Below are 26,921 nucleotides of genomic sequence, written 5' to 3'. Positions count from 1 at the left end.
AGCAGGACAGGTGTCCGCATTCACCATCGACATGTCGAATCCGTTCCCCAGCGGCTTCACCGCCGGCCTGGGTGGACCCGGCACCGGGGGCCACCAGTCGCCCCACTGGTACATCCAGTACGGCATGGATCTCGGCGCTCCGGCGGGCACACAGGTGTTCGCCGCCTTCGACGCCCACATCACCAAGTACAGCCCGCACGACCCGGCCACCGACAGCGGCAAGGTCTACGGCGCGCAACTTTTCATGCGCTCCCCCAACGACGAGATGGGCGGCTTCTACACCCACCTCACCAACGTGCCGGGCGGGCTGGGCGTCGGCACACAGGTCTCCCGCGGGGATGTGCTGGGCCAGGTCCACGAGTTCGCGGGCATCGACCCACATCTGCACCTGGCGCTGGTCGAGATCATCGGCGGCGCGCCCAACGGCACGTACCAGGGCGTGGACCTCTACCCAATGTTTCTGGACACGGCCGGCTCCAGCACGGTCACACCGGTCACTTTCAACCAGGACGGCTCACCTCCCACCCGCGGCGCCTGAGTTGACGGCGGACAGATCTTCCACCTCGGGTCGATCCGCGGCATCCAGCAGGGGCTGGCCGCCCTCGGCTTCGATCCCAGGGTCATCGACGGCATCGACGGGCCGAAGCCCGAGGCGCGGTCAGGGCGCCTTCCAGATCGGTCAAGGGCTGCCACAGGACACCGTGGTTCCGTCCCACCGGTTCGTCGGATATGGGGGCAAATTCGAGGGCCGTTGCAACACCTGATGGTTGATCAAGGCGCGAGCAGAACGTCCGGCGGGCAGCCCTCCGAGCCCTGGTCCCAGGTCAGGGAGTGTTACAGGTGGGCGGAAGCTACTCAAAGTTTCGGCCAGAGCCTCCCGGGTGCTTGGAGCGGTGTGGTCGACGGGGAGGTGGACCAAAGGGCGCGCCTCTCGGCGGGCGGGCTCGTCAGTCGGTCGCGGGCTGGGTGCGGCGGGCGTAGGCGCGGGCGGCGCGGGCGCGGTCGCCACAGCGGGTGGAGCACCAGTGGCGGCGTCCGCGACGGAGCAGGTACCGGTTGCAGGGCGGGGAGCCGCAGGCGGTGAGGCGTTCGGCCTCGGGGGACGTGAGCAGTTCGGCCGCGTCGGCGGCGAGCGTTGCCAGGGCGTGATCGAGGATCTGGGTGGTGGGGTGGGGGGTGGCGCGGTAGGGGCCGGTTTTCTCGTCCCACTGCAGCAGCGGGGCCGTGGGGACGCGGGTCATCGCGTCGTTGACGGCCGTGACGGCCGCGGGGAGAGCGAGCAGCCCGGCGGCGCGGGCGGCGAACAGCGACCTGATCTGTTCGCGCAGCGAGCGCAACTGTGACGCGCACATTTCGCGCAGGTCCGCGTCGACCGGCGCGAGGCCGCGCTCCGTCAGCCACCGGTTGGTCTGCGCGGGCGTACCCAGGCGGTCGACCGTGTGCCCGCCGGGCATCGCGATCGCACTGTTGACGAGAGCGAGGGACAGGTGCTCCTCCTCCCCCTGCGCGGGCGGCGGGGTGGGCTCTTCGACCACGGTCTCCTCCATGCCTCTCATGGTACGGCTTGCGCGCTTCCGTGAGAAACGCTACGGTCATCTCACGGTTCAAGCACATCTATCCGTGAGGTGTCTCTCTCGTGTCTTCTCCCTCTGCTGCGACCGACCAGTTCGAGGTCCGCGTCTTCGGCGGCCCGACCGCGCTCTTCGAATACGGCGGTCTGCGTTTTCTCACCGACCCGACCTTCGACGGCCCCGGCGCTTTTCAGGGCCCCGTGGTCCTGACCAAGACCGCCCCTTCCGCCGCCGCGCCCGCCGACCTCGGCGCCGTCGACGTCGTACTCCTCTCGCACGACGAACATGCCGACAACCTCGACACCTCGGGCCGGGCCCTGCTCGCCGACGTACCTCTCACCCTCACCACGCCCGGGGGCGGCCGGCGCCTCGGCGAGAAGGCCACGGGCCTCGCGGACTGGCAGTCCATCGACCTCGAACGCCCCGACGGCGGCACGGTCACCGTCACGGGCGTCCCCGCCATCCACGGTCCCGGCCCGCGCGAGGAGGTCGAGCCGATATCCGGCGAGGTCGTCGGCTTCGTCCTGACCGGGGAAGGCCTGCCCACGGTCTACGTCAGCGGCGACAACGCCTCCCTCGACGCGGTCAAGGAGATCGCCGAGCGCTTCGCCCCGGTGGACACCGCCCTTCTCTTCGCGGGAGCCCCCCGCCTCACCGAGGTCTTCGACGGAAAGGTGCTCGTCCTGGACAGTGCCATGGCCGCCGAAGCCGCCCGGCTCCTCGGCGCCCGCCGCGTGGTGCCCGTCCACTACGACAGCTGGGCCCACTTCACCGAGGGCCGTGACGCCCTGCAAGCCGCCTTCACCGCGGCCGGTCTGGCCGATTGCCTGGACTGGGGCCGGCGCCCCTGACCGCCGCGGCCGTGCCGGTCCGACCGGCTGGTCGGGCGGCCAGTGGATCACCTCGGCGGGCTCTCCGGTAACGTCGGAATATGAGTCATCCGCATCCCGAACTGAAAGCCGCCCCTCCCCTGCCTGAAGGAGGGCTCAGGGTCGTCGCCCTGGGCGGCCTGGGGGAGATCGGCCGCAACATGACCGTCTTCGAGCACGCCGGCAAGCTGCTCATCGTCGACTGCGGCGTGCTGTTCCCCGAAGAGACCCAGCCCGGCGTGGACGTGATCCTGCCGGACTTCACCTCGATCCGCGACCGCCTGGACGACATCGTGGCCGTGGTGCTCACCCACGGCCACGAGGACCACATCGGTGGCGTGCCGTACCTACTGCGAGAGCGCCGTGACATCCCCGTCGTGGGCTCGAAGCTGACCCTGGCGTTCCTGGAGGCCAAGCTCAAAGAACACGGAATCCGGCCGCGCGCGGTCCGGGTCAGCGAAGGCGACCGGCGCACCTTCGGCCCCTTCGACTGCGAGTTCGTGGCGGTCAACCACTCGATCCCGGACAGTCTCGCCGTCGCGATCCGCACCCGGGCCGGAATGGTGCTGCACACGGGTGACTTCAAGATGGACCAGTTCCCGCTGGACGACCGCATCACCGACCTGCGTGCCTTCGCCCGCCTCGGTGAGGAAGGCGTCGACCTCTTCCTCACCGACTCCACCAACGCCGAGGTCCCCGGCTTCACCACCTCCGAACGCGAACTGAACCCGGCGATCGAGCAGGTGATGCGTACCGCCCCGCGCCGGGTGATCGTCTCCAGTTTCGCCAGCCATGTGCACCGCATCCAGCAGGTCCTGGACGCCGCGCACCAGCACGGCCGCAAGGTCGCCTTCGTGGGCCGCTCCATGGTCCGCAACATGGGCATCGCCCGCGACCTCGGCTACCTGAAGGTTCCCAGCGGCCTGGTCGTGAGCACCAAGGAACTCGAGAAGCTCCCCGATCACAAGATCACCCTGGTGTGCACCGGATCCCAGGGCGAGCCGATGGCGGCGCTGTCCCGGATGGCCAACCGCGACCACGTGATCCGCATCGGCAAGGGCGACACCGTCCTGCTCGCCAGTTCGCTGATCCCCGGCAACGAGAACGCCATCTACCGGGTGATCAACGGGCTGACCCGGTGGGGCGCCCACGTCGTCCACAAGGGCAACGCCAAGGTGCACGTCTCCGGGCACGCCAGCGCCGGTGAACTCGTGTACTGCTACAACATCGTCAAGCCCCGCAACGTCATGCCGGTGCACGGCGAATGGCGCCACCTGCGGGCCAACGCCGACCTGGCGATCCGTACGGGGGTCGACCCCGAGCGGGTGGTCATCGCCGAGGACGGCGTCGTCGTCGACCTCGTGGACGGGCGCGCGACGATCACCGGCAAGGTGCCGGCCGGCAACGTCTACGTGGACGGCATGGAGGTCGGCGGCGCCACCGAGGCGTCCCTGAAGGACCGCGTCACCCTCGCAGAGGAAGGCGTCGTCACCGTGGTGGCGATCGTCGACGCCGACACGGGTGCCCTGGCCGAGGCTCCCGACTTCCTGGCCCGCGGGTTCGTCCACGACGACACCACCTTCGAGCCGGTCGTCCCCGTCATCGAGAAGACCCTGGCGACGGCAGCGCAGGAGGGCGTCGGCGACGCACACCAGCTGGAACAGCTCATCGCCCGTGCCGTGGCGAACTGGGCCTTCCGTACGCACCGTCGCAGGCCCCTCATCATCCCGGTCATCATCGACGCCTGACCGGCGGCCGCCCTGCCCTGCGGCGTGACCGGAGGGCAGGGGGCAACACATCACCGGAGGGCGCTCACACCGCCCGCACCGGGTGCCGGACCACCGCGTCGAACAGGTAGCCCTGGGTGTTGGGCGCGGTCCTGTCCGGCTGGGTGCGGCCTGTCGTGTCGGTGGCCCGGGCCAGAAGTGTGTACGGACCGGGCGCCGACGGCCGCCAGCCGGTGGACCAGCGGACCCACGAGGCGCGGCGCGGGGCGTCGTGCAGCCGGGCCCGGTGCCAGTGGGCGCCGCCGTCCGTGCTGACGTCCACGCGGGCGACGGCGCCCGCACCCGACCAGGAGCGGCCGGTCAGCCGGTGCTCGGCTCCGGCCGCGACCGTCGCATCCCACGGCAGTTCGAAGGCGCTCTTGAGCGTCTGCCGGGTGAGCGGCGCGCTGCCGCCCGCGGGCTGTCCGTCGCCGAAGAGGCGGTAGAAGTCGGTGTTCCACGGCGAGTAGAGGGGCCGCGTGGACACCTCGATGTCGCCGACCCACTTGACCGAGGCGATGCCGATCCAGGACGGCACGAGCACGCGCACCGGATGACCGTGGTCCGGTGGCAGCGGCTCGCCGTTCATCTCGTACGCGAGCAGGACGTCGTCGAGCGCCTTGGAGAGCGGCAGGGGCCGGCGCACGTGTCCCAGGTTCGTGCCGTCCGCGGTGACGTACTCGGCGTCGAGGCCGGTGGGCATGACGTCCACGGCGCGGTGGCTCAGCCCGGCGCGCCGGAGCACCTCGGCCAGCCGCACGCCGCGCCACTCGGCCGTGCCGACGGCGCCCAGCGTCCACGCCGTGCCGGTCACGCTCTGCCCCTGCTGGGTGGTGAAGAGGCTGCGGCCGTTGCCCGCGCACTCGACGAACGCGGTCCGTGTGGTCACCGGCAGCCGCTTCAGGTCGTCGAGCGTGAACGTGACGGGCCGCGCGCCGCGGAGCCCGTCTCCCCGGACGGTCAGCGTCCACGCGCGGGCGTCCAGGACCGGGGTCGCGGTGTGGTTGCGTACGAAGAAACGGTCGGCCGGGGTGTGGAGTCCGGTGCCGGCGAGGGCGGCGAACTTCGTCTCCGCGTTGGTGCCCCGCACGGTGAACCACTCCTCGGGCAGCGGCTTGACGATGCCGGGCGCGACGGCCACGGCGCTCGCACCCCCGGCCGCCCGGCCCCCCGCGGCGGCCGTCCCGTCCGCGGCGGCCGTCCCGTCCGCGGCGAAGGCCGGGGAGCCCAGGGCGACGGGCGCGGCCGCGGTGAGTCCGGCCGCGGCGAGCAGCCTGAGCATGTCGCGCCGGGCGACCCCGTCGGCGCGGGCGTCTCCGGCCAGCCACTGGCGGAGTCTGCGGCGGTCGTAGGCGAGTTCGGAGAGGGACATGGGCGGGACCTGCCTTTCGGGGCGGTGGCGACTGGCCTGGGACGTGAGAGGAGCGTGTGCGACAGCCCGACGGCGCGACTGCGTCGGGCCGGGCGCGGTGCACGTACGGGGGCGGCCGGGGCGGTGCGCGTACAGGGGCGGCCGGGGGCGTGGAGCGGAGGGCAGCCAGGGCGGACGCGCGGCCGGGTACGGGCGGGGAGCCGGGCCGGGCCCGGTGCCGAAACGCCGTGACTACAGGGCTGTTTCGGGCTTTCTCCCGCTCATCGCGCCGGGGGAAGGATCAACAACAGCCGCGCGACCGGAGGGCGCGGTTCCGCGGAGCGCGGCGGGGGCTGCCGAGAATCATGGGCGTCATCGTACGAGGCGGAGCGTCGACGCGTCGCGGAATCGGCGGAGTCGGGCCCCGGCCCCGGGAACGGCGGACACGGGCGTCGGCGGGCGGGGCGCTCAGAGGTCGCCGGACGTACCGAGACCCGTGAGCGCGCCCACCGGGTCGAGGTCGGGGGTGCCGCGGGGCCACCAGTCGTCGTGGCCCGGTTCGGATTCGTAGGCGTACCAGAGGCCGTCCCGGCCGAGGCGGATCTGGACGTGACCGCGGGGGTGCGTGAGGTGGTTGCGCCAGGGGCGGAAGGCGGGGAGATCGGCCGCGAGGAGCAGCGGGCGGGCCCGGTCGAAGCGGCCGGCCGGCGGATCCCAGGTTTCCTCGAGGACCGCGAGCCCCTCGATCCCGCCCTGGCGCCAGGCGGCCACCGCGCGCGCCAGGTCGGCCGGGGTGCGCCGGGTGGCGGTGGCGAGCGAGGAGTACAGGGCGCGGGTGCCGGCGGTGAGGCCGGAGCCGGGGCGGGCGGCGGCGAGCCGTACCGCGTCCTGCCACAGTGTCAGGTCCCCCACCGGATCCCGTCCTGCGGTCAGCAGCGCGTGGGCGCGGGCGGCCGCGTCCGTGGCCAGCTGGTCGAGCGCGAACGGGTCGGGGCCGCCCGGTGCACCCGGGTACGCCGGCGGCTGCTCGGGGTGCGAGGGCGCGGGCAGCGGCGCCGGCAGGGGCGGCAGCGAGCGCGGGGCGAGAGCGTCGCTGGCCCGTACGCCGGGCAGCGGGGCGGGTTCCCGCTCCTGGGCAGCGCGGGCCGCACGCGCGGCGTTGCGGCGGGAGAGGGCGTCGAGCAGTTCCCGTTCGCCGCGGCCGCGCAGCAGGAGCAGGACGAAGGGGTCCTCGTCGAGCAGGCGCGCGGTCTGGTAGCAGAGGGCCGCCGCGTGTTTGCACGGGTGGCCGGAGTCGGGGCAGCTGCACTGCGGCTGGAGGTCTCCGGGGCCGGGGAGCAGGTCCGCCCCGCAGTCGGCGAGGGAGTGCGGCAGCTGCTTGTCGAGCAGCGCGGCGATGTGCCCGGGACGCTCGACCGCGGCGTCCAGGAACCGGTCCCAGGCGGCGTCGTCGAGCGTCCGCAGCCGTACCTGCACGCGGTACGGCCGTGCGCGGGTGCCGTGCACGTACGCGAGGACGAGCCCCGGGGTCACCGTGATCGCGTCCACGTGTCCGCGCTCTGCGTACCCGCGCCCCCGGGACAGCCGCGCCCGGTCCAGCGCGCCCTCCTCCAGCGCCGTCACCCACGCGTTCCCCCACCATGTCCCGGCGAACGCGCCGGCCGCGTCCGCGGGCCGGGCCGGGAACGCGGGAAACGTCCGTCGCAGCTCCCCGTCCCGTCCCGGGGAGGCCATGGAACGCTGTCCCGGCCCACCGGTGGGCGCGCCCGACCCGCCGCTCCCCTGCCGGGCCGGGCGGGGGGCGTCCACGTCAGCAGGGGGAACTACGGCGTGCTCCGTCCCCGAGGGGGCGCCGCGTGTCCCGTCGCCGGGGGTCGCTCCGGTGGCGTCCGCTCCGTACGGCGGGGTCACGGCCCCTGTCTCGTCACCCCGGACCGGCGCGTCCTCCGCGGGCCCTTCGGTCGCCTCCGCCGAGGCCTTCGGCGGTGCCACGGCCCGCGTCTCGTCAGGGGTGTTCGCCGCGGTCCCCGCGAGCGCCACGGCCGCGTCCGTCGGGGCCCGCCGCGGTGTCAAGGCCCGCGTCCCGTCGCCGGGGAGGGCGGGTGGGTCCGTCGGGGCGGCACCGGGGTGGGGCCGTCCGAAGGCGGACGCGGCCTCGGCGGCTTCCGGGGGTTGGTGGGCCGGGTCGTCGTCCGTGGGGAGCGCGAACGCTCCGGCGAGGAGGTCCCGTACGTCCTGGGCGCGGTTTCCCGGTGCGGCGGGTCGCGTCTCACGAGGGTCCCCGGAGCCGGCCGGTGACTCCTGCGGGGCCCGCCTTCCGTGCTCGGCTCCCCTGCGCGGGGCGGCCTTCCGCTCCCGGGGGCGGGCTCCCCGCGCGGCACGCAACGCCTCCCGCGCGACGTCGCCGGGACGCGCGCCCCCGACGGTCCCCGCGGACTGCGCTGTCTCCGCGGCCTCCGCGGACTGCGCGGATTGCGCGGATTGCGCGGTCTCGACGGTCCCCGCAGTGCCTTCCGGCACCTCCGTCGCCGTGGCCTCGGCGGCCGAAGGGCCCTCTCCCGCAGCCTCCTCGGGACTGTCGGGCTCGGGCCCGGTAACCGGGGCGGCAGCACCGGGGCCCGGCGCGCTCCCCGTCGCCGCGGCCCGCCGCAGCGCCTCGCGCGCCACGTCGCCGGGGCGGGCACCCGCCGCGGACGTCGTCGCGGGCGCGGCAGCCGGGGCGCCACGCCCGGAAGGAGCACCCGGCTGGTCGGCGGCCGCCTCGGCCCCGCGCGCCTCACGCCCCCGGGCGGCCCACAGAGCCCGCCGCGCCACATCGGCGGGGCGCTCGCCCTCGGAACGCTCCTCGGCGGCGCGTCCGTCGCCGGCGGACTCCGCGACTGCGCTCTCCGGGGGGCCGTCCGCGTCCTTCGGCTCCCGCGCCGGCCGGGCGCCGTCCGCCGTCGCGTTCACGTGGTCCTCCGAAGAGAGACCAGGTCCGACAGCTCACGGTCGGTCAGTTCGGTCAGGGATGCCTCTCCGGACCCGAGAACGGCGTCGGCCAGGGCACGCTTCGCCTCCAGCATCTCCGCGATGCGGTCCTCGACCGTGCCTTCGGTGATGAGGCGGTGGACCTGGACGGGCTGGGTCTGGCCGATGCGGTAGGCGCGGTCGGTGGCCTGCTCCTCGACGGCCGGGTTCCACCAGCGGTCGAAGTGGACGACATGGCCGGCCCGGGTCAGGTTCAGGCCCGTGCCGGCCGCCTTGAGGGAGAGCACGAGGACCGGCGTGGCACCGCTCTGGAAGCGGTCCACCATGCGCTCGCGCTCCATGACCGGGGTGCCGCCGTGGAGCAGCTCGGCCGGGACCGCGCGGGCGGCCAGGTGGGAGGAGATGAGCCGGGCCATCCCCACGTACTGCGTGAAGACCAGCGCGGAGCCGTCCTCGGCGAGGAGGGTGTCCAGCAGCTCGTCGAGCAGGGCCAGCTTGCCGGACCGGGCCGCGAGGCCGTGGACGGCCGCTGCCGCGCCCTCTTTCAGGTACAGCGCGGGGTGGTCGCAGATCTGCTTGAGGGAGGTGAGGAGCTTGAGGACGAGACCTCGCCGGGCGATGCCCTGGGCGGTCTCGATCGCGAGCAGCGACTCCCGCACCACCGCCTCGTAGAGCGAGGCCTGTTCCCGGGTGAGCGGGACGGGGTGGTCCGTCTCCGTCTTCGGCGGCAGCTCGGGGACGATGCCGGGGTCGGACTTCTTGCGGCGCAGCAGGAAGGGCCGGACCAGGCGGGCGAGGCGGGCCACGGCCTCCTCGTCCTCGCCGTTCTCCACGGCGCGCGCGTGCCGGGCGCGGAAGGACTTGAGCGGGCCGAGGAGTCCGGGGGTGGTCCAGTCGAGGAGCGCCCACAGCTCCGAGAGGTTGTTCTCCACGGGGGTGCCGGTCAGGGCGACGCGTGCGGGGGACGGGATCGTGCGCAGGGCCCTGGCGGTCGCCGAGTACGGGTTCTTGACGTGCTGGGCCTCGTCCGCGACGACCATGCCCCACGGCTGCTGGGCGAGCCGGGTCGCCGCCGACCGCATGGTCCCGTAGGTCGTCAGGACGAAGCCGGGGCCGAGGTCATCCAGGGTGCGGTCGGGGCCGTGGTAGCGGCGGACGGGCACGCCGGGGGCGAAGCGGGTGATCTCCCGCTGCCAGTTGCCCAGCAGTGAGGCGGGGCAGACGACGAGCGTCGGCTCGCTGCGGGCCCGCCGCAGGTGCAGGGCGATCACGGTGATCGTCTTGCCGAGGCCCATGTCGTCGGCGAGGCAGCCGCCGAGTCCGAGGGACGTCATCGTGTCCAGCCAGGCCAGGCCCCGGAGCTGGTAGTCGCGGAGGGTGGCCGCGAGGCCGGGCGGCGGCGGCACCGGGGAGATCCCGGCGGTGAGGCGGTCGCGCAGCGCGGCGAGCGCTCCGACGGGCACCGCTTCCACGGTCTCGCCGTCGATCTCGGCGGTGCCGCTGAGGGCGACGGAGAGGGCGTCGACCGGGTCGAGCAGGCCCAGTTCCCGCTTGCGCGCCTTGCGGACGAGAGCCGGATCGACGAGGACCCACTGGTCCCGCAGCCGGACGACGGGACGGTGGGCCTCGGCCAGGACGTCCATCTCGGCGTCGCTGAGCGGATCTCCGCCGAGCGCCAGCTGCCAGCGGAACTGGAGCAGGTCCTCGCTCTCGAAGAATCCTGTGCCGTCGGTCGCCGAGCCGGGCGCCGGACGCACCACGGCCGCCGCGGTCAGGTCCTGGGCCAGGTCCCGCGGCCAGTGCACGGCGACACCGGCCGCGCCGAGCCGGGTCGCGGCGACCCCGAGCAGGTCGGACAGCTCCTCTTCGGAGAGGGCGAGGACGTGGGGCACATCCGCCTCCGAGAGCCGGTCCAGGGGCGGCCAGACGCGGGCCGCGCGGCGGACGGCGAGGGCGGCGTCCACCCGCGCGCGGGGCCCGAACGTCGTGTCGGCCGCGCCCGCCCACAGCTCCGCCGCGTCCACCACGAGGGTGGGATCGGCGAGGCTGTGCACCTGGACGACGGCGGCACCCGCGCGGTGTGCGCCCTCGTCGGTGTCGAAGAGCTGGGAGGCGGACAGGTCGAGGCGCAGGGAGATGCGGACGCCGGCGTCCATGCCGGCGGCGACCTCGGCCGCCCAGTCGTGGGCGCCCGGCAGGTGCTGCGGGGCGCGCGCCGCGAAGGGCCTGCCACAGGCGTACGGCGCGGCGGGGGTGCGCGGCAGGGTGTCGGCGACCGCGTCCAGGAAGGAACGCATCAGCGCTTCCGGGTCGGGCAGCCGGAGCGGGCCCTTGCCGGGCAGCGGCACCGCGTGTCCCTCGGGGGGCAGGGCCGCGGCGACGGCCCTCAGGTGGCCGATGTCGTCCGGGTCGAGGGGTCCCGCGCGCCAGGCGTCGTGGCCGTCGGGCGTCAGGCCGGGCAGCAGCCGTCCGCGCGCGGCGAGCCGCAGCGCGTGCAGTGCGGCCGCGCCCCAGCAGGCGGTGGCGGGGTGGGCCCCCGGGTGGCGGCGGGCGTCGGTGAGCAGGGGCAGGGCGTCGGCGATCTCCAGCGTCCGCGCGGGCACGGTCACCCGTCGCACTCCGGTCCCGTGGCGCCGTACGACCGTGAGCTCGATCCGCTCCCCGGGCTCGGCCCCGCTCTCGTCGGCGCTCTCCCCGCCCGGTCCGGGCGGCCCGCTCCCCCGTCCGGCGGGCGAGGACCCCGCGCCCTCGGGCCGGTGCCCGGTGGACGACCGGTACGCGTCCTCCGGGTCCGGGTCCCAGAAGGCGATCCGCCCCTGGCGCGGCAGCGGCGCGGGCAGGAAGACGGCGGCGAGCCGCACGGAGACGGCGGGGCCGCCGCCCGTCGCGGGGCGCGCGGAAATGTCGCCGGGGGCGCCCTTGCCGGTCTCGGGGGTCGCGGACAGCACCGCACCGCTCATACGCCCGGTCACCTCCCGCCCCGCAGTCGAATCGGATGTCTTCGACTGTACGGGCGAGGTCTGACAGTCGATCGCGCCACCGGCCCCGGCGAGCACCCCCCAGGCCTGCCCGAGGGGCCCGGAGGCCCGGTCCCGTCAGGGAGTCGTGCGCGAGACGACGTACACCATGGGGTGCTCCGGGTCCGCCAGGTTCACGACGACGTCGTGGGTGGGCGCCGGGTCCTTCTGCTCGTGGACGAGGCCCGACCACGGGCCGGGGCCCGTGAACTCCCAGCCGACGACCCGCCGGTCGCGGGCACCGATGGTGATGTGGTCCTGTTCCAGGGCGGCGCGGCTGGTCCCGATGTTCTGGAAGAACTCGGTCAGCTCCGCGTCGCTGGTGCGGAACTGGACGTACAGGCGGCTGGTCTTCCAGTTGTTCGTCTCGTAGTAGGCGACGTCGGTGGAGTCGCCGGGGACGGGGATCTTGTACAGACGTCGCTGGACGCGGGAGGGCCAGGCCTCGGTGAGGCCGGTCGCCGAGTACTTCGCCTCCTTGTCCTTGCCGCTGTTGCGGCTCTGGTCGGCGGAGATCACCAGATAGCCGGCCGGGACCCCGATCAGGAGAACGATGATCAGCAGGGTCAGCGCGCGGCGGCGGATCACATGACGCCGGTCCTCGGGCGGCCGCCGGGGCTCGTCCGGCGGGGTCGCCTGGCGCGGCAGCGAGGCCGTCACAGCGAGTCCGTCGTCGTGCGGCGGGACTCGGTGAACCGTTCGTAGCGTTCGTAGCGCTCCACGCGGCGGCGCTTGGCGCGGCGGAAGCGGCGGGCGACCAGGCGGGCGAGGTCGGCCGCGCCGACCATGCCGGCCTCGGGGCCGAGCTGGGCGCGGGCGATCCGGGCCTCGGGGCGGTAGCCGCGGCCGGTGAGGTGCCTGCGGAACGCGTCGCGCGCGGGGCCGATCAGCAGGTCGTCGGCGGCCGAGACGCCGCCGCCGATGACGAAGCAGGACGGGTCCAGGGCGGCGGCCAGGTTGGCGATGCCGACGCCGAGCCACTGGCCGATGTCCTGGAGGAGTTCGATGCACATGGCATCGCCCTCGCGGGCGAGTTCGGTGATGAGCGGGCCCGTGATGTCGGGGATGTTGCCCTTGACGCGCTCGACGATCCCGTACGCGACCGGGGAGTCTGCGGCGGCGAGTTCGCGGGCCTCGCGGACCAGGGCGTTGCCGGAGCTGTACTGCTCCCAGCAGCCGCGGTTTCCGCACGGGCAGCGGTGTCCGCCGGGTACGACCTGCATGTGGCCGAACTCGCCCGCGACGCCGAACTTGCCGCGCTTGACCTGGCCGTCCTCCAGGATCGCGCCGCCGATGCCGGTGCCCAGCGTGATCATGACGAGGTGGTCCTCGCCGCGGCCCGCGCCGAAGCGCCATTCCGCCCAGGCGGCCGTGTTGGCGTCGTTGTCGACCAGCACCGGGACGGCAAGGCGGCCGGCGATCCGGTCCCGGAGGGGCTCGTTGCGCCACGAGAGGTGGGGCGCGAACAGGATGCGGTTGCGGTCCGCGTCGACCCAGCCCGCCGCGCCGATGCCGACGGCGTGCACGTCGTGCCGGTCGGAGAGGTCCAGGACCAGCTCGACGATGGTGTCCTCGACGACCCTGGGGCTCTTGGACTTGTCCGGGGTCTCGGCGCGGACCTTCTCCAGGATGTTGCCGTCCGCGTCGACGACGCCCGCCATCACCTTCGTACCGCCGATGTCGATGCCCACGGTGGGGACGCGCGGCGCCGTCAGGTGGGATCGGCGCTCACGCGTGCCCACGGTCAGGACGGTGGCCCGGCGGGAGCCGATGGGGGCGCCCCCTGCGCGAGCCGAGCCGAGAGCTCGGGGCAGGGCGAGGTCGCGGTAGGTGCTCATCGCGCCGATTCTGCCTCACACCGCCGCGGCCCCGCATGGCGGCGCCCTGACAAGCGCCCGTCACCCCTCGGGGACGTCGTCCCGGGAGTGTCCGCCGAGGTGGGTCGGGACGGGGGCGCGCTCCAGTTCGTGCCGGAGATCGTCCAGCTCGCTGCCGCCCGCCATCTGCCGGGTGAGCTCGTCGAGGGTGATCTCGTCCCTGGTGTGGCTGCCGAACATGGCGCCGCGCTTGAGGAGCACGAAGCGGTCGCCGACGAGGTAGGCGTGGTGCGGATTGTGGGTGATCAACACAACACCCAGTCCGGCGTCCCGTGCCGCGGCCACATATTTGAGGACCACACCTGACTGCTTGACGCCGAGGGCGGCGGTGGGCTCGTCCAGGACGAGGACCTTGGCGCCGAAGTAGACGGCGCGGGCGATCGCCACGCACTGGCGCTCGCCGCCCGACAGGGTGCCGATGGGCTGGTCGACGTCGCGCAGGTCGATGCCCATGCGCAGGAGTTCCGCGCGGGTGGTCCTGCGCATGAAGTCGACGTCCAGGCGCTTGAAGGGCCCGGCGCCCTTCGTCGGCTCGGAGCCGAGGAAGAAGTTCCGCCACACCGGCATCAGCGGGACGACGGCGAGGTCCTGGTAGACCGTGGCGATGCCGAGGTCCAGGGCTTCGCGCGGGGAGGACAGCCGGGTGTCGGCGCCCTCGATGCGGAAGGTCCCGGAGTCGTGCTGGTGCAGTCCCGCGATGATCTTGATGAGGGTCGACTTGCCCGCGCCGTTGTCGCCGAGCACGCAGGAGATCTCGCCCGCGTGGACCTCGAGGGAGACTCCCTCGATGGCGCGGATGTTGCCGTAGTACTTGCTGACGTCGGTCAGCTCCACGAGCGCCGTTCGTTCCTCGGCCGCCGTCTTGTCCGTCACTTCGTGGCCTCCGCGCGCTTGCGGACCCAGGCGTTGAGCAGGGTCGCGAGGAGCAGCATCGCTCCGAGGAAGAACTTGAACCAGTCGGGGTTCCACTCGGCGAAGACGATGCCCTTGTCGGTCATGCCGAAGATGAACGCGCCGACCGCCGAGCCCACCGCCGAGCCGTAGCCGCCGGTGATCAGACAGCCGCCGATGACGGCCGCGATGATGTAGATCAGTTCCTTGCCGACGCCCTCACCGGACTGCACCACGTCGAAGGAGAAGAGCAGGTGCTGTCCGGAGATCCAGGCGGCGAAGGCGACGCCCATGTAGAGGCCGATCTTGGTCCGGTTGACCGGGACGCCGACCGCGCGGGCCGCGTCCTTGTTGCCGCCGACCGCGAAGATCCAGTTGCCGACGCGGGTGCGCAGCAGGATCCAGGAGGCTACGGCGACCAGGGCGAACCACCACAGGATGGTGATCTTGTAGTCGACGCCGCCGATGGTGACGACGGAGGCGAAGACGTCCTTGGCGGACGAGAACCCCTCCATGTCGGAGATGGACTTGGTGGAGACCGTGCCGCTGATGAACTTGGTGAGACCGAGGTTCATGCCGGTCAGCATCAGGAAGGTGCCGAGCGTGATGATGAAGCTCGGGAGTTTGGTGCGGGTCAGCATGAAGCCGTTGAACGCGCCGATCGCGAGGGTCACCACCAGGGACACCAGCACGCCGACCCACACGTTCGTGGTCATCTGGTAGCTGAACATCGAGGAGATCAGCGCGGACGACGTCACCATGACGCCGGCCGACAGGTCGAATTCGCCGCCGATCATCAGCAGTGCGACGGGGACCGCCATGATGCCGATGGTCGAGGCCGCGTACAGGACCGTGCTGAGGCTGGAGGCCCGCAGGAAGCTGTCCGCGACGACGGCGAAGAAGACGAAGACGGCGACGGCGCCGACCACCGAGCCGAGCTCGGGCCGGCCGAGGAGCCTGCGCAGCGGCGAGGTCCTGACGAGCCGTTCGTCGGCGTCGGTCTCCGGTGCCGGTGCCGGTGCTGTCGCGGTCATCGCGTCCCCCGCTTCGTGAACTCCTCGAGAGCGCCGGCCTGGTCCTTGGTGATGATCTGCGGGCCGGTGAGGACCGGCTTGCCGCCACCGAGGACGTCGGCGTTGTACTTGTACAGCCACAGCAGGTCCACCGCCTGGTACCCCTGGAGGTAGGGCTGCTGGTCGACGGCGAAGCCGAGCGTGCCGTCCTCGAGTTCCGCGGCCACCTTGGCGTTCAGGTCGAAGGTGTCGACCTCGGCCTTGCTGCCCGCGTCCTTCTTCGCCTTGACGGCGGTGTCCGCGTAGGGGGCGCCGAGCGTGACGATGGTGTCGATGGACTTGTCGGCCTGGAGCTTGGCGCCGATGGAGGACTGCACGGCGGACATGTCGGTGCCCTGGACGTACAGGTTCTGCACGTCGCCGTCGAAGGTCTTCTTGACTCCGGCGCAGCGCTGCTCGTGGCCGACGTTGCCCTGTTCGTGCAGGATGCACAGGGCCTTCTTGCGGTCGCGCTTGTCGAGCTCGTCGCCGACGGCCTCGCCCGCGATGGTCTCGTCCTGGCCGACGTGGGTGAGCGCGCCGAACGCCTTGGACTGCTCGGAGCCCGAGTTCACGGTGATCACCGGGATGCCGGCCTTCCCGGCACGGGCCAGGGCGGCCTTCATCGCGTCGGGCTTGGCGAGCGAGACGATGATGCCGTCGACCTTCTTGTCGACGGCCGCGTCCACCAGCTGCGCCTGCTGCTGGGCCTCGGCGTTGTGCGAGTACAGGAACTTGATGTTGTCCTTGACGGCGGCCTGCTCGGCGCCGCTCTGGACGATGTCCCAGAAGGTGTCGCCATCACCCGAGTGGGTGATCATGGCGAAGGTCCAGCGAGGGGTGTTCACCGCCGCCCTGCCCTGGGCGGACGCGGCCTTGCGGGCGTCCTCGGCGCGCTTGCCGCCGGTGCTGCTGCAGCCCGCGAGGGACACGCCGAGCGCCCCTGCCAGCGCGATGGATACCCATGTCCGAGTCCGTGCCACGAGGCCGTGCCCTTCTTGCTCTGCTACTTGGTCCGCCCAAGTATCGAACACAGGGAGCGTGCACGTGTTCATCGGGTACCGCGCGCTGTGTACTTCTCGAGTGCCGGCACGTCCTTCTCGGTGATGATCTGCGGGCCGGTGAGAACGGGCTTGCCACCGCCGAGGGCGTTGGCGTTGTACGCGTGCAGCCACAGCTCGTCGACGGCGAGGTAGCCCTGGAGGTAGGGCTGCTGGTCGACGGCGAAGCCGACCTCCTTGGCCTTGAGCCGCTTGACGACCTCGGCGTTCAGGTCGAAGGTGTCGATCTCCGCCTTGCTGCCCGCGCCCTCCCTGGCCTGGACGGCGACCGCGGCGATCGGGGCGCCGAGCGTGACGACGGCGTCGATGTCCTTGGCCGCCTGGAGCTTCGCCTCGATCGCGGACTGGGCGGAGGGCGCGTCGGTGCCCTCGACGTTGAGGTTCTCCACCGGGCCGCCGAAGGTCTTCTTGACGCCTGCGCAGCGCTGCTCCAGGGAGACGTTGCCCTGTTCGTGGATGACGCACAGCGCCTTCTTCAGGCCCCGCCCCCGCAACTCGTCGCCGACCGCCTCGCCGGCCACGGACTCGTCCTGGCCGATGTGCGACAGCGCCCCGAACCGCTTCGAGAACTCGGACCCGGAGTTGATCGTGACGACCGGGATGCCCGCCTTCGCGGCCCTGGCGAGGACGTCCTTCATGGCCTCGGGCTTGGCGAGCGAGACGACGATGCCGTCGACCTTCTTGTCGATCGCGGACTGGACGAGCTCGGCCTGTCCCTTGGCCTCCTTGTCGTTGGAGTACAGGAACCGCACGTTGTCCTTGGCCGCCGCCTGCTCGGCGCCGCTCTGCACGATGTCCCAGAAGGTGTCACCGGCGCCCGCGTGGGTCACCATGGCGATCTTCAGGCGCGGGGTGCTGACGGCCTTGCCGCCGCCCGCGCCGCCGTCACCGGAGTCCTCGGAGTCCTTGCCGCCGGAGCTGCTGCATCCCGCGGCGAGCGCGATCGCGGCTATCACCGCTGCGGCTGTGCGTGCTGTACGCATGGGGGGACCACCCTCTCTCGCGCCGCCCCGTTGCGGCTGAGGGGAGTTCTAGCTCCGGGCCCGCGCACCCGTCAATGGGTTTGTCTGAACATTCTTACGATTGAGATTTCACCGGTGCCCGGAGCGCGCCCCGGGACGCTCCCGAGGAACTTCAGGGCCGCACGAGGAGCTGGAACTCGAAGGAGTAGCGCGAGGCGCGGTAGGTGTGCGAGCCGAACTCGACCGCCCGGCCGGTGTCGTCGTACGTGGTGCGCTGCATGGTGAGCAGGGGCGCACCCGCGGGCTCGCCGAGCCGCTCGCCCTCCTCGGCGGTGGCGGCGCGGGCGCCGACGGTCTGGCGGGCGCTGTGCAGGGTGATGCCCGCGGCACGCATCAGCCGGTACAGGCCGGTGGCCTCGAGCCGTTCGCCGTCCAGCGGGAGCAGCCCCGGGGGCAGGTGGTTGCACAGGTACGCCATCGGCTCGCCGTGCGCGAGCCGGAGCCGCTCCACGCGGTGCACGTCGCTGTCCTCGGCGATGCCGAGGGCGGCGGCGACCTCGGCGGAGGCTGGTTCGACGACGTTGTGCAGGACCCGGGTGGCCGGCCGCTGCCCCGCCGCCTCCAGGTCGTCGTACAGACTGCTGAGCTCCAGGGGGCGCTTGACCTGGCTGTGCACGACCTGGGTGCCGACGCCGCGGCGGCGCACCAGCAGCCCCTTGTCGACGAGGGACTGGATGGCCTGCCGGACCGTGGGCCGGGACAGACCGAGCCGTCCGGCGAGTTCGATCTCGTTGCCGAGGAGGCTGCCCGGAGTCAGGGTTCCGTGCTCGATCGCGGCCTCCAGCTGCTGGGACAGCTGGAAGTACAGCGGGACCGGACTGCTGCGGTCGACGCTGAGCTGGAGCGACACGGTCGGGGCCACATCTGGTTTCGGCACGGGCCGAGCGTAGCTCCGGGAGAAGATGACGGGAAGTTGTGAAGTTCGATTGTCAGGACAAACCATTGACAGGGTGCCGGGTGGGCCTTCAGCTTGTTCCCATGCGCATCGGACTTATCGGAACGGGTCGTATCGGCACATTCCACGCGACCGCTCTCACCCGCCATCGCGAGGTCGGCTCCCTCATCGTCACGGACGCGGATCCCGCGCGGGCACACGCCCTCGCCGACCGGCTCGGTGCGACGGCGGCTCCCAGCACGGACGAGATCTTCACCTGGGGGGTGGACGCCGTGGTGATCACGGCGGCGACCTCGGCCCACGCCGAACTGATCGGCCGGGCGGCACGCTCCGGACTGCCGGTGTTCTGCGAGAAGCCCATCGCCCTCGATCTGCCGGGCACGCTGGCCGCGCTCGCCGAGGTGGACGCGGCCGGGACGGTCCTCCAGCTGGGTTTCCAGCGGCGCTTCGACGCGGGCTACGCGGCCGCACGCGAGGCGGTGCGCGCCGGCCGGCTCGGGCGGCTGCACACGATCCGGGCGATGACGTCGGACCAGTCGCCGCCCCCGGCCGCGTACCTCCCGCTCTCCGGCGGGCTCTACCGGGACTGCCTGGTCCACGACTTCGACATCGTGCGGTGGGTGACCGGCCGCGAGGTGAGCGAGGTGTACGCGACCGGGTCCGACGCGGGGCCCGCGATGTTCCGCGAGGCGCACGACATCGACACGGCGGCGGCCGTCCTCACCCTGGACGACGGCACGCTGGCCACCGCGACGGCGACCCGGCTGAACGGCGCCGGCTACGACGTCCGCATGGAGCTGGCGGGAGAGCTGGACCAGATCGGCGTCGGCCTCGACGACCGTACGCCGATCGCCTCCACCGAGCCGGCCGGGCCGCCGGCCGCGGACAAGCCGTGGACCGGCTTCCTGGAGCGGTTCGGGCCCGCGTACGAGGCCGAACTCACCGCGTTCGTCGAGGTGGTGCGCGGTGAGCGCGCCAATCCGTGCGACGGCCGCGAGGCCCTGCACGCCCTGCGCATCGCGGAGGCCTGCGAACTGTCCCGCCTCGAACACCGCCCGGTACGCCTGGCGGAGATCCCGGGCGGCCGGGACGGCAACTAAGGGGTGTCCTCCTCGAGAAGGCCGGCGTCGTACGTCAACAGGGCTATCTGGACGCGGTTGTTGAGACCGAGCTTGGCGAGGATGCGGGAGACGTGCGTCTTGACCGTCGCGACGCTCATGAACAGCTCCGCGGCGATCTCGGCGTTCGAACCGCCCCTGCCGACCGCGGCTGCCACCTCGCGCTCGCGGTCGTTGAGGGCGTCGATCCGGGGGCGGGCGGCCAGCCTGCGGGTGCCGGCGGGCGCTCCTGCCGCGTGTTCCATCAACTGGCGGGTGACGGCGGGCGAGAGCACCGGGTCGCCCGCCGCGACCCGTCGTACCGCCTGGAGGATCTCGGCGGGCGGGGTGTCCTTGAGGACGAACCCGGCCGCGCCCGCGCGCAGTGCCCGCAGCACCTGGTCGTCGGCGTGGAAGGTGGTCAGGACGATCACCTGGGGTGCGTCCTTGCGGCCGCGGAGCTGCTCGGTGGCGGCGAGCCCGTCCACCGTCGGCATCCGGATGTCCATGAGGACGACGTCGGGCCGGGTGCGGTCGACGAGCGCGGCGACCTCGCAGCCGTCGGCGGCCTCACCGACGATCTCGATGTCGTCGGCGCCGCCCATCATGAAGGACAGGCCGGCCCGTACCAGGGGATCGTCGTCGACGAGGAGCAGTCGGATGGCAGTCATGGCCCTACCGTAGTGAGGCCACCGCGCCGGACCGCACCGGTTTCGGTCCGATGCCTCGTGGGGTCCCTGCCCGGGCAGGGACCCCGGTGCCTCACGGGTCCCTGCCCGGGCAGGAGCCACGAGCCGGGAGCGGCCGCCTCGTCGTCTCAGCCGCGCAGGGCGACACCGTAGCGGGTGCGCAGTCGGTCGATCTCCCACCAGACCACGGCCGTCACGGACGCCGGTCCGCCGAGGAGGGAACAGACCTTGATCAGGGGCGGGCCGGGCGGCAGTCCTCCCACGAGCAGCCCGATGACCGCGAACTCCCACACCAGGACGCCGGTCAGCAGGGCGGGCAGCGCGGCATGCACCGTCGCCGTGTTGAAGGCGCTCCGCACGGCGGGACCGGTGGCGAAGACGACGAAGAGCAGCACCCAGAGCATCGGCACCATCAGCACGATCATGGTCCAGCCGGCCGCGTCGGGCCCGGCGATTTGTTCGACGCCGTACGCCACCACGCTGACCAGCGGCACCGCGGTGAAGGCCGCGATGTACCAGGCCGCCGACTCTCCCGCGGCCCGCAGCCGCACCCGCATGCTCCGCTTCGCGGCCGGTGAGGCCCAGCGGAACAGCACCGCCACGACGACGGGCGTACTCAGCAGCAGCAGCCAGGGCGTGACGAGCAGCCGGATCATGAACTGCTGCTCCACCTTGGCCATGTCCTCCGGCTTGCCGTACGCGACCAGGATCACCACGGACATGAGGGTGGCGAGCCAGGCACGGGTCCTCTGCACCCGCATGATGTCGGCGTCCTCGACACGGCGGTGACCGCGCGAGGGAAAGATCCGCCGGGCGCTGCGACGGGCCGAACGGGCCACCGGGTAGCCCAGCACCACGGGCAGGAACACGGCCCAGGTGCACGGGATCAGCAGCAGCGACCACGCGCAGCCGCTGCTCCTGCCGGCGACCAGCTCCCGCAGCGGGGGCCACTAGTCCTCACGCAGGCGCTGCCATCCGGTCAGGGGCGGCCGCGGCGGGAGGTACGGCGGGTACGGTCCGGGAGGGGGCGGCCATCCGGCCTGCTGCGGGACGTACGGTCCCGGAGGCGGGGGCCACCCTCCCTGCGGCGGCGGGTAGTACGGTCCCGGCCCCGACGGCGGCTGGTACGGCCCGGATGGTGGTTGGTAGGGCCCCGGTGGCGGTTGATACGGCCCCGGTGGCGGCTGGTACGGATTGTTTCCCCCGAAAGTCACGCTGTGGTTCCTCCCGCTGCGCGTGTGCCTGTTGTTGGGGACCCAGTCAACTGCCTTACGGGCGCCAGGACATGAGGTTGCGTACCTTGGTCCGGCGTGCGCCCCGAAAACACTTCGCGCGCCCCCGCAGGACCGCCGGGCCGGGCGTGGTCAGCTCCAGGGCAGCCAGGCGCGGACCTCGAAGGCGCCGCCCTCCGCGGGGCCGTGTTCGAGGCGGCCGCCCGCCAGCGTCGCCCGCTCGGTCAGGCCGATGAGCCCTTGTCCGGAACCCGGGACGGGCGGGACGGCCCCCGGGGGCGCGGGGTTGCGCAGGGAGACGGTGAGTCCGTCGCCCGGAGCGCCGGCGACGGACACCGTGACCTCCGCGCCGGGAGCGTGCTTGCGGGCGTTCGTCAGCCCCTCCTGGGCGATGCGGTAGGCGGTGCGCCCGACGGAGGCGGGGACGCCCGCCGGGTCGGTGACGAGGTGATGGAGGACGACCTTCATACCGGCGTCGCGCGACTCGGCGACCAGGGTGTCCAGCGCGGCCAGCGTCGGCTGCGGACGCCCCGAGGCGTCACCGCCCTCGCTCGCCCGCAGGACGCCGATGATCTCCCGCAGGTCCTGGAGCGCCTCGTGCGCGCTCTCCCGGATCACCCCGGCGGCCCGCGCGACCTCCTCCCGCGGGGCGTCCGGCCGGAACTCCAGGGCTCCCGCGTGCACGCTGAGCAGCGTGAGCCGGTGGGCGAGCACGTCGTGCATCTCGCGCGCGATGGACTCCCTGGCGAGCCGCTGCGCCTGCTCGGCCCGCAGCTCCGCCTCGGTCTCCGCCCGCCGTGCCCGGTCCCGCAGACTGAGCAGCAGCTGCCGCTTGGACCGTACGAACATGCCCCAGCCGACCACCGAGACGGTCACGAGCACGGTGAGGGCGACCGCGGCGGCGTAGGGCAGGTCGGGATCGGGGCGCAGCCAGAAGAAGAACGGGACGAGGGCCAGTGACGTCCCGCCGACCCAGCCGAGGTACGGGAACGGGCGGTGCACGGCGAGGGTGAAGAGGGCGACCATGCCCGCGCCGCCCGCGGTGTTGGAGAACAGCCCCACGGGCAGCATCGCCACGGCCAGCCCGAGGGGCCACCGGCGGCGCAGCCAGACCGCCGCGCAGGCCAGCGCCCCGAGGACCTGGTCGACGACGGCGACGCCGTGCGGGGTGTTGGGGTCGCCGGTGACCGTGTCCGCGGCCAGCAGGCCGATGCCCACGGCCAGCAGGAAGCATCCGAAGTCGACGAGCCAGTCGCGCACGGTACGGCGCGGACGCCCGGACCGTCCGGTGCGGCCGGCTTCCAGTTCGGCGGTCAGGGCGGACGGCAGCAGCCACCGCGGGCCCGGCAGGGGGCGTGGAGCCGGCACCATCCGCTCCGGTGTCCCCTGCGACGCGGACGCCGGGTTTCTCTCACTCACGGTCGACAAATCTACGCAGGTGCGGGTGCCCGCATCCGGTCGCGGGCGTGATCGCCCACCAAAGTCGCCGGGGCTGCGACTTTCGGCGGGATTCCGCCGGGCGCGGCCATCCTTCGGTAGCGCACGTCCGGCGGGGGCGCCGCCTTCCGTCGCCCGCACCGAGCCCCGCGGCCGATGAAGGCGCGGGGTCCGCGGGGCGAGGATTCCGGGGTGAAACAGATACTGGAGGTTCTCGGCTTCGTCGCCCTCGTGCAGGGCTCCGTCGGCCTGCTGCAGGAGGTCACCGGCTTCCTGCACGGCTGGGGCCTCGTGCAGCGGTTCGGTCTCCTCGACGGGTACGAGATCTATGCGAGCGTCGCGCTGCTCGTCCTCTCGTTCGCCCTGTTCGCGGCCGCCGAGAGTCAGTAGCTGCCGTACTCCGGGCGGCCCGCCGCCTCGTACGTGTGCAGCGTGACTCCCGTGCCGGTGGTGCTGCCGCCCGTGTGGCGGAACGCGGTGGGGACGACGCCGTCGGTGAAGAGGCGGCGGCCGGCACCGAGGACGACCGGGAAGGTCAGCAGGTGCACCGTGTCGACCAGGTCGAGCGCGAGCAGGGACCTGGCGAGCGCGCCGCTTCCGTGGACCTGGAGTTCGCGCCCGGTGCTCTGCTTGAGGGCGGTCACCTCCTCGGCGAGGTCACCGCCGAGCACGGTCGTACCGGACCACGTGGGATCGGTGAGGGTCGACGAGGGGACGTATTTCGGCAGCGAGTTGAGCCGGGAGGCGATCGGGTCGGCGGGGTCGGTCACCTTCGGCCAGTAGCTCGCGAAGATGTCGTACGTCCGCCTGCCCAGCAGGAAGGCGTCGGCGCGGTCGAAGACCCCGGTGACGAACCGGCCGAAGTCCTCGTCCCCGAACGGCACGCTCCAGCCGCCCTGCTCGAAGCCGTCGCTGCGGTCCTCGTCGGGGCCGCCAGGGGCCTGGTGGACGCCGTCGAGGGTGACGAAGGAGGTGAGGGTGAGCTTGCCCATGACGGATGCCTTCTTCCACGTGCGGGGTCTGCTGTCATCAGGACAGACCCCGCCGGGACCCGCAACTCATCGGTCGGCCGCGGCACGGCGGACGGCCGCAGCTCATCGGTCGGCCGCGGCACGGCGGACGGCCGGGCGGGTGCTCAGCCCGCGTTCGGTGAGAACACCCCTCCCGTCGGGCCCTGCTTGTCGCCGCCCTGCGCCTTCTTCAGCGCGTTGGCGAGGCTCTCGATGGTGAGGGACTGGAGGATGACGCTGCCGTTGCCCTCCAGGGTCGCGAGCGAGAGTCCCTCACCGCCGAAGACGGCGTTCATCAGCCCCTGCCGGTTGAGTCCGCCGATGCGCTGGACGCCGTACTGGATGCCCTCCTCGAAGGCGACGACGCAGCCGGTGTCGACCTCGATGCGGCCGCCGAAGTCGGCGGGGTTCAGATCGATGAAGTTGCCCGCGCCCGCGATGATCACCGTGCCCCGGCCGGTGAACTTCTCCAGGACGAAGCCCTCGCCGCCGCTGCGCCCGGTCCGGCCGCCCTGGAAGGCGATCCCGAAGTCCACGGTCGACTCGGCGGCCACGAAGGCGTCCTTCTCGGCGAACCACGCGCGCGTGCCGTCCAGCTCCAGGGCGCGCATCTCGCCCGGCAGCACGCCCGCGAAGCCGACGGTGCCCTCGCCGCCGGTGGAGGTGAAGTACTGGAACGCCAGCGATTCGCCGGCCAGTGCGCGCTGGCCGGCCTGCATGGCCGTCCCCATGGCCTGGCGCAGCATGCCGCCCATGCCGCCGCCCGGGCCGGGCTGCTGACCGCCACCGCCGCCCGAGGGGCCGGACAGGCGGGTCTCCATGGTCACGTTCGTGGTCTTGAAGAGGAACTTCCCGGCCTCGCAGTACACGGTCTGGCCGGGGGTCAGGTTCACGACCGCCATCTGCATGGCGTTGCCGACGATCTCTCGCTGAAGGGTCACGAAGAGGGAACGCACGAAACGGAGGCGAGAGTTCCGCACAGGTCGGTGTCCGTTCGCCGCCAGCACCGGGGCCGCCCGCCCGCTGGGATGGACCCATGACGACAACGACTTCACAGACGACGACCGCGCGGGACTCCCTGCGCGGCAAGGTGGCCCTGGTGACCGGCGCGAGCCGCGGTATCGGCGCGGCGACGGCGGTGCGGCTCGCCCGGGACGGCGCGGACGTGGCGATCACCTATGTGCGGGGCAAGGAGACGGCGGAGGCCGTCGTACGGGAGGTGGAGGCGCTCGGCCGCCGCGGGCTCGCCCTGCGGGCGGACTCCGGGGACGCGGCGGAGGCCGCCGGGGCGGTGGACCGGACCGCGGAAGCGTTCGGACGGATCGACGTGCTCGTCAACAACGCGGGGGTCGGGGTGCTCGGCCCGCTCGGCTCGCTGTCACTCGCGGACGTCGACCGGGTGCTCGCCGTGAACGTGCGTTCGGCCTTCCTGGCGTCCCGGGCCGCTGCCGCGCGCATGGAGCGCGGCGGGCGGATCATCACCGTCGGCACGTGCATGACGCAGCGGGTGCCGGGGCCGGGCGGCACGCTCTACACGATGAGCAAGTCGGCGCTGGTCGGACTGACGAAGGCGCTCGCCCGGGAGCTGGGCGAGCGGGGTGTCACCGCGAACATCGTCCATCCGGGGCCGGTCGACACCGACATGAACCCGGCGGACGGGCCGTTCGCGGCGGGGCAGGTGGCGATGACCGCGGTGGGACGGTTCGGCTCCGCCGGTGAGGTGGCGGCGATGGTGGCGTTCCTCGCCGGGGCCGAGGCCGCCTTCGTCACCGGCGCCGAGTTCTCGGTGGACGGGGGACACGCCGCGTAAGCCGGCCCCCGGGGGGTCGCTCGATCCGGCAGCCCACCCGCAGGGGAGCGGCACCGGGTCCGGCCGGGCGTAGGGAACAGCCCGGCCGGGCCCCCTCCCCTCCCGGCCCGGGGCTCCGCCTCGAACGCTGGAGGGGCCGGAACGCTGCGGTCAGCCGCTCAGTTCCTGGTGGCGGGCCGTGAGACCGGTGGTGCCCTTCTCCGTGAGGGAGCCGAAGAGCCGCAGCCGGGAGATGCCGCCGTCGGGGAAGATGTCCACGCGCGCGTGGGTGGCGACGGCCGGCCCGTCGAGTACGAAGCGGTGGTTCGTGTCGGGCTGGAGGCGGGTGCGCGGGAGGATCTCCGTCCACTCGCCCGAGCCGTCCGCGTCGCCGAGGCCGTCGGGGTCGTTCTTGACGGAGACCGAGGCCCAGCCCGCCGAGTTGCCCTTCAAGTACGCCGTGTCGATCTCGACGGCGCGGATCTCCGCCTCCGCGGCCAGCCGGTAGCGGATCCAGTCGTTGCCGTCGTCGCGGCGCCGGCGGGTCTCCCAGCCGTCGTCCATCTTGTGGGAGCGGCCCGGCTGGATGGTGTTGGTGGCGGGCGAGTAGAAGCGGTCGGACGCGTCCTCGACCCGGCCGCCGTTCTCCAGGGCGACGACGTCGAACGCGCCCAGTACGGACAGCCACGCGGGGTCCGGCACGACCTCGCCGTACACCCGCAGGCGGGCGATGCCGCCGTCGGGGTGCTGGTTGACCCGCAGGTGGGTGAAGCGCTGTTCCACGGAGACCGCGAAGCCGTTGGCCGCGTGGCCGCCGACCGGCGTGCGGGGGACGAGCGTCGTCCACTTCACGTCGTCGCCCAGCAGTTCCCCGGGGGACGGGAAGCCGGGGACCGAGGTGCCCTCCACCGAGACGGCCTGGGGGTAGTTGCCGCGGAAGTGAGCGGTGTCGACGACGATGCCGCGTACGACGCCGGGGGCGCCGAGGCGGACGAGGGCCCAGTCGTGGTCCTCGGCGGTCGGCCACGGGTGTCCGGCCGAGGCGCCGCGCCTGCGGCGGGTCTCCCAGCCGTCCATGATCTTGCCCTTGTGCCCGAAGCGCTCGGGGTCGAACTCGGCGGGTCCGGGAACCAGCAGGTTCTCGCGCTCGGCGAAGAACTCGTCGTTGGCGGCGATGACACCGGCGCCCAGCCGGCGGTCGGCGAGGTCGGCGTACTGGGTGAAGGGGAGGTCGGCGGTGCGGTAGTCCGCGTACGGGTCGCCGCCCCCGTAGGGGTTCGCGTCGCCGGTGAAGCCGGTAATCGCCGTCACAATGATCAGGTCTG

23 protein-coding genes are annotated in these 26,921 nt (G+C 72.9%); 6 read left to right on the top strand and 17 right to left on the bottom strand.

The window, feature by feature from the left end:
• Positions 1-10 precede the first annotated feature (10 nt).
• The gene (locus ACFYP4_RS03360; protein ID WP_388782353.1) at positions 11-538 is read left to right on the top strand and encodes a peptidoglycan DD-metalloendopeptidase family protein; all 528 of its coding nucleotides are present in this window, start codon (positions 11-13) and stop codon (positions 536-538) included.
• Positions 539-947: 409 nt separating this feature from the next.
• Here ACFYP4_RS03360 and ACFYP4_RS03355 read toward each other — a convergent pair whose 3' ends face one another.
• The gene (locus ACFYP4_RS03355; RefSeq protein ID WP_388782350.1) at positions 948-1,547 is read right to left on the bottom strand and encodes a CGNR zinc finger domain-containing protein; all 600 of its coding nucleotides are present in this window, start codon (positions 1,545-1,547) and stop codon (positions 948-950) included.
• Between the two features lie 89 nt (positions 1,548-1,636).
• Here ACFYP4_RS03355 and ACFYP4_RS03350 point away from each other — a divergent pair, with 89 nt between their 5' ends.
• Together ACFYP4_RS03350 and ACFYP4_RS03345 are read left to right on the top strand one after the other, a co-directional pair.
• A complete protein-coding gene (locus ACFYP4_RS03350) occupies positions 1,637-2,422 on the top strand; it encodes an MBL fold metallo-hydrolase (protein ID WP_358851533.1) in 786 nt (261 codons plus the stop codon).
• Positions 2,423-2,502: 80 nt separating this feature from the next.
• Positions 2,503-4,188 (top strand): ribonuclease J, encoded by a 1,686-nt coding sequence (locus ACFYP4_RS03345; RefSeq protein ID WP_358851534.1) that lies wholly within the window; start codon positions 2,503-2,505, stop codon positions 4,186-4,188.
• Positions 4,189-4,252: 64 nt separating this feature from the next.
• Here the strand turns inward: ACFYP4_RS03345 and ACFYP4_RS03340 are convergent, their stop codons facing one another.
• From ACFYP4_RS03340 to ACFYP4_RS03295, 10 genes are all read right to left on the bottom strand, one after another.
• A complete protein-coding gene (locus ACFYP4_RS03340) occupies positions 4,253-5,578 on the bottom strand; it encodes a sulfite oxidase (protein WP_388782347.1) in 1,326 nt (441 codons plus the stop codon).
• Between the two features lie 447 nt (positions 5,579-6,025).
• Positions 6,026-8,509: an SWIM zinc finger family protein gene (locus tag ACFYP4_RS03335; protein WP_388782344.1), complete on the bottom strand. Its 2,484-nt coding sequence runs from the start codon at positions 8,507-8,509 to the stop codon at positions 6,026-6,028.
• A complete protein-coding gene (locus tag ACFYP4_RS03330; protein WP_358851537.1) occupies positions 8,506-11,487 on the bottom strand; it encodes a DEAD/DEAH box helicase in 2,982 nt (993 codons plus the stop codon). Before ACFYP4_RS03330 ends, ACFYP4_RS03335 begins: the two co-directional genes overlap by 4 nt.
• A gap of 135 nt (positions 11,488-11,622) precedes the next feature.
• Positions 11,623-12,204: a sugar kinase gene (locus ACFYP4_RS03325; protein ID WP_358851538.1), complete on the bottom strand. Its 582-nt coding sequence runs from the start codon at positions 12,202-12,204 to the stop codon at positions 11,623-11,625.
• A complete protein-coding gene (locus ACFYP4_RS03320) occupies positions 12,201-13,382 on the bottom strand; it encodes an ROK family glucokinase (protein ID WP_358851539.1) in 1,182 nt (393 codons plus the stop codon). The genes ACFYP4_RS03325 and ACFYP4_RS03320 overlap by 4 nt, the downstream gene beginning before the upstream one ends.
• Positions 13,383-13,442: 60 nt before the next feature.
• On the bottom strand, positions 13,443-14,294 hold the full coding sequence (locus ACFYP4_RS03315) for an ATP-binding cassette domain-containing protein (RefSeq protein WP_358851540.1): 852 nt from the start codon (positions 14,292-14,294) through the stop codon (positions 13,443-13,445).
• Positions 14,291-15,346 (bottom strand): ABC transporter permease, encoded by a 1,056-nt coding sequence (locus ACFYP4_RS03310; RefSeq protein ID WP_388782340.1) that lies wholly within the window; start codon positions 15,344-15,346, stop codon positions 14,291-14,293. Before ACFYP4_RS03310 ends, ACFYP4_RS03315 begins: the two co-directional genes overlap by 4 nt.
• Positions 15,343-16,347, bottom strand: coding sequence for a sugar ABC transporter substrate-binding protein (locus ACFYP4_RS03305; protein ID WP_388782337.1), 1,005 nt, complete (start codon positions 16,345-16,347; stop codon positions 15,343-15,345). Before ACFYP4_RS03305 ends, ACFYP4_RS03310 begins: the two co-directional genes overlap by 4 nt.
• Before the next feature lie 68 nt (positions 16,348-16,415).
• Positions 16,416-17,408: a sugar ABC transporter substrate-binding protein gene (locus ACFYP4_RS03300; protein WP_388782334.1), complete on the bottom strand. Its 993-nt coding sequence runs from the start codon at positions 17,406-17,408 to the stop codon at positions 16,416-16,418.
• Between the two features lie 151 nt (positions 17,409-17,559).
• Entirely contained in the window at positions 17,560-18,297 is a 738-nt protein-coding gene (locus tag ACFYP4_RS03295) for a GntR family transcriptional regulator (RefSeq protein ID WP_358851584.1), read from the bottom strand.
• 128 nt (positions 18,298-18,425) lie between these two features.
• On the opposite strand from ACFYP4_RS03295, the gene ACFYP4_RS03290 reads away from it, so the two are divergent.
• Entirely contained in the window at positions 18,426-19,442 is a 1,017-nt protein-coding gene (locus tag ACFYP4_RS03290) for a Gfo/Idh/MocA family oxidoreductase (protein WP_358851544.1), read from the top strand.
• Here ACFYP4_RS03290 and ACFYP4_RS03285 read toward each other — a convergent pair.
• The 3 genes from ACFYP4_RS03285 to ACFYP4_RS03275 form a co-directional block, all read right to left on the bottom strand.
• On the bottom strand, positions 19,439-20,110 hold the full coding sequence (locus ACFYP4_RS03285) for a response regulator transcription factor (protein ID WP_358851545.1): 672 nt from the start codon (positions 20,108-20,110) through the stop codon (positions 19,439-19,441). The genes ACFYP4_RS03290 and ACFYP4_RS03285 overlap by 4 nt on opposite strands.
• A gap of 146 nt (positions 20,111-20,256) precedes the next feature.
• A complete protein-coding gene (locus tag ACFYP4_RS03280; protein ID WP_388782330.1) occupies positions 20,257-20,997 on the bottom strand; it encodes a hypothetical protein in 741 nt (246 codons plus the stop codon).
• A 495-nt stretch (positions 20,998-21,492) separates the two neighbouring features.
• Positions 21,493-22,731: a sensor histidine kinase gene (locus tag ACFYP4_RS03275; RefSeq protein WP_388782701.1), complete on the bottom strand. Its 1,239-nt coding sequence runs from the start codon at positions 22,729-22,731 to the stop codon at positions 21,493-21,495.
• 258 nt (positions 22,732-22,989) lie between these two features.
• On the opposite strand from ACFYP4_RS03275, the gene ACFYP4_RS03270 reads away from it, so the two are divergent.
• Positions 22,990-23,187, top strand: coding sequence for a hypothetical protein (locus ACFYP4_RS03270; protein WP_388782327.1), 198 nt, complete (start codon positions 22,990-22,992; stop codon positions 23,185-23,187).
• On the opposite strand, the gene ACFYP4_RS03265 is transcribed toward ACFYP4_RS03270, so the two are convergent.
• Both ACFYP4_RS03265 and ACFYP4_RS03260 read right to left on the bottom strand, forming a co-directional pair.
• Positions 23,181-23,789 (bottom strand): dihydrofolate reductase family protein, encoded by a 609-nt coding sequence (locus tag ACFYP4_RS03265; RefSeq protein WP_388782324.1) that lies wholly within the window; start codon positions 23,787-23,789, stop codon positions 23,181-23,183. The two genes, ACFYP4_RS03270 and ACFYP4_RS03265, sit on opposite strands and share 7 nt — an antisense overlap.
• A 143-nt stretch (positions 23,790-23,932) precedes the next feature.
• Positions 23,933-24,748: an AIM24 family protein gene (locus tag ACFYP4_RS03260; RefSeq protein ID WP_388782321.1), complete on the bottom strand. Its 816-nt coding sequence runs from the start codon at positions 24,746-24,748 to the stop codon at positions 23,933-23,935.
• A gap of 95 nt (positions 24,749-24,843) precedes the next feature.
• Between ACFYP4_RS03260 and ACFYP4_RS03255 the strand changes: the two genes are divergently transcribed.
• Positions 24,844-25,617, top strand: a complete 774-nt coding sequence (locus tag ACFYP4_RS03255) for an SDR family oxidoreductase (RefSeq protein ID WP_358851549.1) — start codon at positions 24,844-24,846, stop codon at positions 25,615-25,617.
• A gap of 150 nt (positions 25,618-25,767) precedes the next feature.
• On the opposite strand, the gene alc is transcribed toward ACFYP4_RS03255, so the two are convergent.
• Positions 25,768-26,907, bottom strand: a complete 1,140-nt coding sequence (alc, locus tag ACFYP4_RS03250) for an allantoicase (protein ID WP_388782318.1) — start codon at positions 26,905-26,907, stop codon at positions 25,768-25,770.
• Between the last annotated feature and the right edge of the window lie 14 nt (positions 26,908-26,921).

It is taken from the genome of Streptomyces sp. NPDC005551, assembly GCF_042871785.1.
In the GTDB taxonomy this organism is placed as follows: Bacteria; Actinomycetota; Actinomycetes; order Streptomycetales; family Streptomycetaceae; genus Streptomyces.
The sequence above is the reverse complement of the archived record's forward strand: the minus strand, read 5'-3'. Positions and strand labels throughout refer to the sequence as shown.

What these genes read in the sequence shown, in the direction of transcription:
- ACFYP4_RS03355 (WP_388782350.1), bottom strand. Translation starts at nt 1,547, where the DNA reads ATGGAGGAGACCGTGGTCGAAGAGCCCACCCCGCCGCCCGCGCAGGGG.
- ACFYP4_RS03345 (WP_358851534.1), top strand. Translation starts at nt 2,503, where the DNA reads ATGAGTCATCCGCATCCCGAACTGAAAGCCGCCCCTCCCCTGCCTGAA.
- ACFYP4_RS03340 (WP_388782347.1), bottom strand. Translation starts at nt 5,578, where the DNA reads ATGTCCCTCTCCGAACTCGCCTACGACCGCCGCAGACTCCGCCAGTGG.
- ACFYP4_RS03330 (WP_358851537.1), bottom strand. Translation starts at nt 11,487, where the DNA reads ATGAGCGGTGCGGTGCTGTCCGCGACCCCCGAGACCGGCAAGGGCGCC.
- ACFYP4_RS03320 (WP_358851539.1), bottom strand. Translation starts at nt 13,382, where the DNA reads ATGAGCACCTACCGCGACCTCGCCCTGCCCCGAGCTCTCGGCTCGGCT.
- ACFYP4_RS03310 (WP_388782340.1), bottom strand. Translation starts at nt 15,346, where the DNA reads ATGACCGCGACAGCACCGGCACCGGCACCGGAGACCGACGCCGACGAA.
- ACFYP4_RS03300 (WP_388782334.1), bottom strand. Translation starts at nt 17,408, where the DNA reads ATGCGTACAGCACGCACAGCCGCAGCGGTGATAGCCGCGATCGCGCTC.
- ACFYP4_RS03290 (WP_358851544.1), top strand. Translation starts at nt 18,426, where the DNA reads ATGCGCATCGGACTTATCGGAACGGGTCGTATCGGCACATTCCACGCG.
- ACFYP4_RS03285 (WP_358851545.1), bottom strand. Translation starts at nt 20,110, where the DNA reads ATGACTGCCATCCGACTGCTCCTCGTCGACGACGATCCCCTGGTACGG.
- ACFYP4_RS03275 (WP_388782701.1), bottom strand. Translation starts at nt 22,731, where the DNA reads ATGGTGCCGGCTCCACGCCCCCTGCCGGGCCCGCGGTGGCTGCTGCCG.
- ACFYP4_RS03265 (WP_388782324.1), bottom strand. Translation starts at nt 23,789, where the DNA reads ATGGGCAAGCTCACCCTCACCTCCTTCGTCACCCTCGACGGCGTCCAC.
- ACFYP4_RS03255 (WP_358851549.1), top strand. Translation starts at nt 24,844, where the DNA reads ATGACGACAACGACTTCACAGACGACGACCGCGCGGGACTCCCTGCGC.